The following is a 7299-nucleotide window of genomic DNA, read 5'->3' as shown; positions in this document are numbered from 1 at the left end:
GCTCGGCGGCGCGCAGTCGGTCACCGCGGAGTATGACGACCGGAAGTTCAACGGCTCGCACTACGGGCACCTCTGCATGGCGCGCATCGCGGCGACGGGCATCACGCTCACGGACCAGAAAGGGCTCGCGGTGGCGCGACCCGAAGGCGCCACGGGCGAGCCGCCGACGCCTGCGGGCCGGAAAAACGTCACCTTCCCGCTCAGCCTCGATCCCGAGAGCTGGCACACGTTCATGCTGGAGACGGTGGGCGACACCATGCGCGCCTCGATCGACGGCAAGCCCGTCGCCTTCCTGCAATCGCCCGGCATCGCCCACCCGACGAAGTCGAAGGTCGAGTTTGGCTGCATGGGCAAGGACGGCTTCTTCGACGATCTCAAGATCTGGAACGCCGAACCGGTGAAGTGACTGGATAGGGAGTCACTCAACAAATCCGCCTCTTCGCTGTTTCCGCCGCACGTCGCGGCGGCGCACCAATCCCAACGGGATTGAAATCATCCAGCCCAGGGTTGCGAGGAACGAGCTACCCTGGGACCTCGCCCCCCCACCGCGCATCAACCCTGAAAGGGTTGAATCAACACGGCGAGTCGCCGAGCACCCACCGCCCCGCAAAATCACCCTTTTTTATAGATCTTCACGTCATCCACCACCGCATTACGCGGGACGGAAAACCGCAGCATCCGCTTGGTGGGATGGGCGATGCCCGGGGAGTGGAAGCTGCCGACAGCCTGGCCGTCGATGGCCACGCTCATTTCATCGCCCTCGATCTTGACCTCCAGCTCGTGCCATTTGCCGACCTCGGTGGCGTGGGGAAGATTCTGAGTTTTCCCGACGAGCGCTTTCTTCTGCTCGTCCGTCAGGGGCTTCTTTTCCGTGCGGGCGTCGTGGATATCCAGGCGCATCCCGCCCGTCTTGTGGTCGATGATCTGGACCTGTTTGGGGCTGATCTTGGCGGCGCACAGGTGGCCGGCGTGGACTTCCTTGCATTGCGCGTCGGCGAAATCGAGGCCGAGGCTGTCCTTCTCATCCTCGAGCATAAAGCGCAGCGTCACGGCGCCGTCGGTGAATTCGGCGGCATGGGTCACGGAGACGGCGTGGTCCGCCTGGGCGCTGATGTAAATGCGCAGCGCGCCGTCCTTCAGGGCTACCTGCTTGTCGCCCTTCGCGCGGCTCTTGCTATTCGTGCCCCAGCCGTTGCCGAGGTCCTCGATATCGGGCTTGGACTCGGTGCGGTTGAAGTCATCCTGGAAGATGACCTTGCCGAGGTCCGCGGCGAAAACGGAGGTGGTGAGGGCGGGGAGCAGGGCGAGGACAGCGATGAGAACTGGGGGTTTCATGGCTGGGATTTAAGCACGCCTCCGCACGGGGAGGGAAGCGGCAATCGGCCCGCCATCCGCGCCGCGCCCGCCGTGGTTGGTAATTGGACGAGAATTTTTGACCGCGGATGACGCGGATAAGGAAGGATTGCAGAGCAGCCGCCTTTCATCCGCGCCCATCCGTGTCATCCGTGGTTTATAATCGAGCCCTCTACATCTGGTCCGGGATCTCGGGCTCGACCAGTTGGGCCAGCAAGACCAGCGATTCCTGCCAGCCCATGTAGCACATCTCGGTGGGAATCATCGCGGGGATGCCTTCCTGCGTGATGTTCAACTCGGTGCCGCAGAAGACCTCCTTCAAGACGATCGTCGTCTGCATTTCGCCGGGCAGGCCCGGGTTGTCGAATTGGTTGGAGTAGCGGATGCGCTCGTGCGGGACGAGCTCGCGGTAGGTGCCGCCGAAGGAGTGGCTCGAGCCGGTGGTGAAATTGGTGAACGACATCTGATACGTGCCGCCCACTTTGGCGTCCAGGTGATGCACCGTCCCGGTAAAGCCATGCGGCGGCAGCCACTTGGCCATCGCGGCGGCATCGAGGAAGGCGCGATAGACGCGTTCCGGCTTGGCGCGGAGCACGCGGTGGAGTTTCACGGTATTGGTCTGGTTGGTCGTGGTCATGAGAATGGGGTGTTCGTTTTCACCCTTACGACGAACGCGGTGCCCGCGGCAGGACAATTTTCTCGTAGCATTGCCCACCGGTGATGGAATCCCGTTGGGATTCAGCGCGTCCACGGGTTATGAGTGGAATCCATGTCATCTGACGCCGCCGCTACCGCCGCCGCTCCGCGCGCCCTCTCCGACCTCTCGGCAGAGGAACTCGCGGCGTGGATGGAGGGCGAAGGCTTCAAGGGCAGCCACGCCTGGCGGGTCTTGCGCCGGCTGTATGGGCTCCATGGGCTTGATTGGCTCCATGGGCTCCATGGGCTCCATGGGCTCCATGGGCTCCATTGCGAAATTTGGCCTATGTATGCGCAATTTCCTTCAATTTTATTAGAGCGCCTGCAAGCTGAGTTTCCGCAGGAAGCGGCGAGTCTCGCCCGTCGTCAGGTATCGGAAGATGGCACCACCAAGCTCCTCCTGCGCCTGGCCGACGCGCGCACCGTGGAGTCGGTGCTCATGCCCGACTATCACCCCGATCGCGCGGCCGGCTGTATCTCCAGTCAGGTTGGCTGCGCGATGGGCTGCGACTTTTGCGCCACGACGCAGACCGGCTTCGAGCGCAATCTCACCGCCGGGGAGATCGTCGAGCAATTCCTCCACCTCCGCCGTGCAGCGCACGCCGCCGGCCGCACGCTGCGCACGATCGTCTTCATGGGCATGGGCGAACCGATGCTCAATCTGCCCCACGTCCTCGCCGCGGTGCGGCGCATCGCCGATCCCAAGCTGGGCGCATTGGGCTGGCGGCAGATTACCATTTCCACCGTCGGGATCGTCCCCGGCATCGACGCCCTCCGCGAAGCGAATCTCGGCGTGTACCTCGCCGTCTCCCTGCACGCCACGGACGACGCCACCCGCGCCGATCTACTTCCCATGGGCCGCCGCTTCGCTGTGGAGGAAGTGCTGGCGGCGGCGGACCGTTACCAGGCGAGCAGCGGACGCATCACGACCATCCAGTATTGCCTCCTCGACGGCGTGAACGATTCGCTCGCCCAAGCCCGCGACCTATCCCGCCTCCTCGCCGGCCGGGGGATGCGCGTGAATCTCCTGCGCTACAATCCCACTGGTCTCAGCCTGCGCGGACGCACCTACGCGCCGAGCAGCGTGGAACAGACGGAAGCCTTCCTCACTGAGTTGCGTAACCACGGCACGGTCGCCCATCTCCGCCGCGCCCGCGGTCCTGATATCGATGCCGCTTGCGGCCAGCTCCGCAAGCGCGAGGCCCAAGGGGCGCACTGAGCGGGCGGCGGTGCGTGTCCTTTCCACTGCCACGCGGAGGGAGACGCAGGTGGATTGCCGAAGCCGCACGAACGTGTTTTGTTCCTTCATGGCCCAAGCTTACCCCACTCTCATTCCCGGACTGCGCAGCCCCTCCGAGCAGATCCGCGGTCTCGTTTACTTTGGCCGCATGCTGGACAAGATCCGGCTGGCGGCGGCGGGCAAGTTGCCCGAAGGCTGGCAGGTCGCGCGAGGCTCGGTTGCGAAAGGGAGCTTCGACGCGCGTTGCTGCGAGTTCCTGCAACTCGACTACGCAGCGCTAGAGACGGAGACGCTGAAAGGGACGCAGTCCGACGAGGAACTGCTCGCCTGGGCCTACGCGCATGGCCGCCAGCCCAGCGAGACCGAGATCGACGTGTGGAATGCCTTCATGCTCAAGCGCGGCTGGCGCGACGCCGGGACGCAACGTCTTACCGAGCGGCTGGCCGAGATCGGTCTGCCGCCCGGCGCGGTGCAGACGATGTTCGAGTTCATCGACCTGGATGAAGGCCGCTTGAAACTGGATGCGACTGGCCAGGCAATTCCGCTTTAGCATTCCCTCGAGCTCGAAAAACATCCCCCAAGTCATGAATCACCTCCGCTGGATTCTCCCGCTGCTCCTGCTCACTTCTCCCCTCATCGCCGCCGATGTGCCGGACGGCTTCACCGCCTTGATTGCGCCTCACGATCTCACCGGCTGGCAGGAGGCCACGACGGCGGCAGAGCATTGGAAGGTGGAGAACGGCGAGTTGATCAATGATGGCCAGGGCACCGACCTGGTGACCGCGAAGTCGTATCGGAATTTCGAGTTGCGACTGGAATGGAAGATTCCGCTCAAGGGCGACAGCGGCGTCTACCTGCCCGGAGGCCAGCAGGTGCAAATCTGGGCCAAGGACACCGGCTCAGGTGGCTTCGTCTTCAATCACAAATACACCGTCAATCCCACCGCCGTGGCCGACAAGCCACTCGGCGAATGGAACGCGTTTCAAATCAAGCTGGTCGACGGCAAAGTCACCGTCACCTTGAATGACAAGGTAGTGATGCAAGACGTGCCGGTGGAGAAAGGATTCGACCCCCCTCTGCTCGGCCCCGTGGAAGGCCCGCTGCGCTTGCAGAAATCTCCGCACAACGTACCGAGCACCTTTCGCAACATCTTTATCCGCGAGTTGTAGGCTGGCGGGCCAAACTGTCCGTCGAGATAGCTAGATCGGCTCCCCCCAACCCTGAATTCGGATTGGAGGCGGGGGTGGGAGTCGAACCCACTCATAGAGGTTTTGCAGACCTCGGCCTTCCCACTTGGCTACCCCGCCGTTTGCGTGAGGGAGAGGGCAATAATCGAAGTTGCGGAGGGCGTCAACCGGCAATCCACAGATCAGTGAAGCCGTCCGCCCGTGATGGTCCGGACTGGTGGGACTCGCCTCAACCCACGCGAGGGATGAATTTTTGGATCAGCCCGTAGCCGACGAGGACGAGGAGGTTCGTGATGAAGCAGCCCACGAGGTAGAGCGGAGCCAGGGCGACCCCGACTTGAAAATTGGTGAAGCCATTGCGGCGCAGGCGCGCGATGATGGTTTGGAAGCCGAAATATAGGCCGGCCGCCTGGAGCACGAAGAGCACGAAATAGGAGGGCTTGCCGATGACGACGACGAGGAGCAGCGAGACGGGCAGGATGAGCGCCAAAATGGGGAGGAACCAGCCAACTTGGTTGAGTTGGTCGAGGGTATCGTCGGGGAGGCCCGCGAGGGCGACAAAGAGCGTCTGGCTCACAGACGGTCAAAGGTGCGCCGCGGCGCCTAGTATGTCACGATGAAAGGCGCCGGGACGATCTTGGCCTGCGCACCTTTTTCGAGGCTGCCTTCGGTTTGTTCGAGGAGGGTGACGAGATTGTTGGCAAAGGTGATGGCGACCTTGCCGGAGGGCACCTTGATGTAGGTGATGGTGCTCACGAGATTGCCGTTGGCATCGCGCCCATAGGTTTCCTGCGGGACGCGCTCGTAGCGGATGAATTCCCAAACGTCCTGCCGCCCGCTGGCATCGACGCGCGAGTTCTTCTTCGTGGGCTTGCCGAGGGCGAGTTGCACCTCCTCGGGCGTCATGTTGATGGCCACTTCATTCTTGGCGATGAGCGCCTTGACCTGCTCGAGCCGGATGGCGTTCTGCTTGAGGTTGTCGAGGAAGTCCTTCTTCAGCGGGTTGAGATATTTCGGGTCGACCCAGCCTGCGACCTGCCCCTGCTGGGCCATGCCGCGCACGCGGTAGGCCTTGTCAGAGACGGCCTGCAACTCGATGATTTGGCCCTTCTTCAAGGTGCCAAGATAGCGGGCGAGATCGTTGTGATAGTAGATCGGCGCGTCGGCCACGGTGGCGAGCCGCGCGGGCTTCACGAGCAGGTCTTCGAGATAGATCGAGCCTTCCTCGCGAATGACCGCGCCGGAAATGGAGCCGGCATGAGCGGTAGCACCGACGAAGAGCGCGAAGACGAGGCAGGGGAACGCTTTCACGGTCAAAGGGTAACGCGAATTGGGGAAAAGTCGAAGGTGTTCTGGACGACGTGCCACTGCGCGTTTCGACGGGGGAAAGGGAGGTTCTATTCAAACAATGCAAAGGCAGAACATCCAACGGAATGTCCGCCGTGCATGGCGCGCCCGACCCAGGCCATTGGGTGTTGGATGTTGGCGGCGCAGCCGCTTTGGACTTTCGCTGGAGACGAATCGCGAGCAAGTTTTCCCGTTATGCCCCAACACACGCATTCCCACAGTGCCTTCGCCGAAGCCCGCCGCTACATTCCCGGCGGGGTGAATTCGCCGGTGCGGGCGTTTCGCGGGGTGGGGGGCGAGCCGTTCTTTGTCGAGCGGGCGGAGGGCGCGCATATCTGGGATGTGGATGGGAACGAGTTGATCGATTACGTGGGCACTTGGGGCCCAGCCATCCTCGGGCACGCGCCGCGGGTGGTGCGCGATGCCATCATCGAGGCGGCGGCGAAAGGCGTGAGCTTTGGCATTCCGAATCCGTACGAAGTGGAAATGGCGAGGACGATTTGCGAGTGGGTGCCTTCGGTCGAGAAAGTGCGGATGGTCAACAGCGGCACGGAGGCGACGATGTCGTGCATCCGCCTGGCGCGCGGGTTCACCGGGCGCGATCTCATCGTGAAATTCGAGGGCTGCTACCATGGTCATGTCGATTCGTTGCTGGTGAAGGCGGGCAGCGGTGCGCTCACACATGGGCAGCCGGACAGCGCGGGCGTGCCGGCCGCTTTGGCGGCGCTGACGATTACGCTGCCCTTCAACGACACCCGCGCGCTCCTGTCGCTCTTCATGGCGCAAGGCAGCAACATCGCGGCGGTGATCGTCGAGCCGGTACCGGCGAACGCGGGGCTGTATCTGCCGCGTGAAGGCTTCCTCGAGGTGCTGCGCCAGCAGTGCTCGGAGTACGGGATCGTGTTGATTTTCGATGAAGTGATGACCGGCTTCCGGCTCGCGCGCGGCGGCTATCAGGAGCGCTGCGGGATCACGCCGGATCTGACGGCGCTGGGCAAGGTGATTGGCGGTGGGCTGCCGGTCGGAGCCTTCGGCGGGCGCGCCGATATCATGGACAAGCTTTCGCCGGAGGGGCCGGTCTATCAGGCCGGGACGCTGTCGGGGAACCCGCTGGCGATGGCGGCGGGCCTCGCGCAACTGCGCGAGATGGACCGTGTCGACGGCTGGGCGAAGCTGGAAGAACTTGGCGCGGAGTTCGAAGCCGGGACGCGCGCCGCCTTGAAGAAAGCGGGCCGTAATTATGTCTTCCAGCGCATCGGCTCGATGTTCTGCCTCTATTTCACCGCTGGCGAAGTGTGGAACCTCGAGGACGCGATGCGCTCCGACAAAGCCGCCTTCGCGCGCTACTTCCACGCCTGCCTCGACGCGGGCGTGTACTTCGCGCCTTCGCAGTTCGAGGCCGGCTTCCTCTCGCTCGCGCATAGTTCGGAAGACCTCGCCAAAACGGCGGAGATCGTGACCCGCGCACTGGGTGCC

8 protein-coding genes, 1 tRNA gene and 1 pseudogene are annotated in these 7299 nt (G+C 63.4%); 5 read left to right on the top strand and 5 right to left on the bottom strand.

Translation table 11 applies throughout. The features are described 5' to 3' along the window. Window positions 1-406, top strand: a pseudogene (locus ABJF10_RS27745) (hypothetical protein); the annotation flags it as partial. A 206-nt stretch (window positions 407-612) separates the two neighbouring features. On the opposite strand, the gene ABJF10_RS27740 reads toward ABJF10_RS27745, so the two are convergent. Together ABJF10_RS27740 and ABJF10_RS27735 are read right to left on the bottom strand one after the other, a co-directional pair. Next, on the bottom strand, window positions 613-1335 hold the full coding sequence (locus ABJF10_RS27740; protein WP_348547870.1) for a family 16 glycoside hydrolase: 723 nt from the start codon (window positions 1333-1335) through the stop codon (window positions 613-615). Between the two features lie 190 nt (window positions 1336-1525). Beyond that, window positions 1526-1990: an SRPBCC family protein gene (locus ABJF10_RS27735; RefSeq protein ID WP_348547869.1), complete on the bottom strand. Its 465-nt coding sequence runs from the start codon at window positions 1988-1990 to the stop codon at window positions 1526-1528. Between the two features lie 132 nt (window positions 1991-2122). Between ABJF10_RS27735 and rlmN the strand changes: the two genes are divergently transcribed. The 3 genes from rlmN (at window position 2123) to ABJF10_RS27720 (ending at window position 4458) form a co-directional block, all read left to right on the top strand. Then, the gene (rlmN, locus tag ABJF10_RS27730; protein ID WP_348547868.1) at window positions 2123-3268 is read left to right on the top strand and encodes a 23S rRNA (adenine(2503)-C(2))-methyltransferase RlmN; all 1146 of its coding nucleotides are present in this window, start codon (window positions 2123-2125) and stop codon (window positions 3266-3268) included. An 88-nt stretch (window positions 3269-3356) separates the two neighbouring features. Further along, window positions 3357-3839 (top strand): DUF5069 domain-containing protein, encoded by a 483-nt coding sequence (locus ABJF10_RS27725; RefSeq protein WP_348547867.1) that lies wholly within the window; start codon window positions 3357-3359, stop codon window positions 3837-3839. 34 nt (window positions 3840-3873) lie between these two features. Next, entirely contained in the window at window positions 3874-4458 is a 585-nt protein-coding gene (locus ABJF10_RS27720; protein WP_348547866.1) for a DUF1080 domain-containing protein, read from the top strand. Window positions 4459-4521: 63 nt separating this feature from the next. Here ABJF10_RS27720 and ABJF10_RS27715 read toward each other — a convergent pair. The 3 genes from ABJF10_RS27715 to ABJF10_RS27705 all read right to left on the bottom strand — a co-directional run bounded on the left by ABJF10_RS27715 (window position 4522) and on the right by ABJF10_RS27705 (window position 5787). Further along, window positions 4522-4596 (bottom strand) — tRNA-Cys (locus tag ABJF10_RS27715). Between the two features lie 109 nt (window positions 4597-4705). Continuing rightward, window positions 4706-5053, bottom strand: coding sequence for a hypothetical protein (locus ABJF10_RS27710; protein ID WP_348547865.1), 348 nt, complete (start codon window positions 5051-5053; stop codon window positions 4706-4708). 26 nt (window positions 5054-5079) lie between these two features. Next, window positions 5080-5787 (bottom strand): hypothetical protein, encoded by a 708-nt coding sequence (locus ABJF10_RS27705; RefSeq protein WP_348547864.1) that lies wholly within the window; start codon window positions 5785-5787, stop codon window positions 5080-5082. A 231-nt stretch (window positions 5788-6018) separates the two neighbouring features. On the opposite strand from ABJF10_RS27705, the gene hemL reads away from it, so the two are divergent. Then, window positions 6019-7299 (top strand): glutamate-1-semialdehyde 2,1-aminomutase (gene hemL / locus ABJF10_RS27700; RefSeq protein ID WP_348547863.1); only part of this gene is annotated, 1281 nt, incomplete at its 3' end.

This window comes from Chthoniobacter sp., assembly GCF_040003245.1.
In the GTDB taxonomy this organism is placed as follows: domain Bacteria; phylum Verrucomicrobiota; class Verrucomicrobiia; order Chthoniobacterales; family Chthoniobacteraceae; genus Chthoniobacter.
This window is presented reverse-complemented; position numbering and strand designations above follow the sequence as displayed.

Bases quoted from the DNA above. Each gene is read 5' to 3' on its own strand.
- ABJF10_RS27740 (WP_348547870.1), bottom strand. From the start codon at position 1,335: ATGAAACCCCCAGTTCTCATCGCTGTCCTCGCCCTGCTCCCCGCCCTC.
- ABJF10_RS27735 (WP_348547869.1), bottom strand. From the start codon at position 1,990: ATGACCACGACCAACCAGACCAATACCGTGAAACTCCACCGCGTGCTC.
- rlmN (WP_348547868.1), top strand. From the start codon at position 2,123: ATGTCATCTGACGCCGCCGCTACCGCCGCCGCTCCGCGCGCCCTCTCC.
- ABJF10_RS27725 (WP_348547867.1), top strand. From the start codon at position 3,357: ATGGCCCAAGCTTACCCCACTCTCATTCCCGGACTGCGCAGCCCCTCC.
- ABJF10_RS27720 (WP_348547866.1), top strand. From the start codon at position 3,874: ATGAATCACCTCCGCTGGATTCTCCCGCTGCTCCTGCTCACTTCTCCC.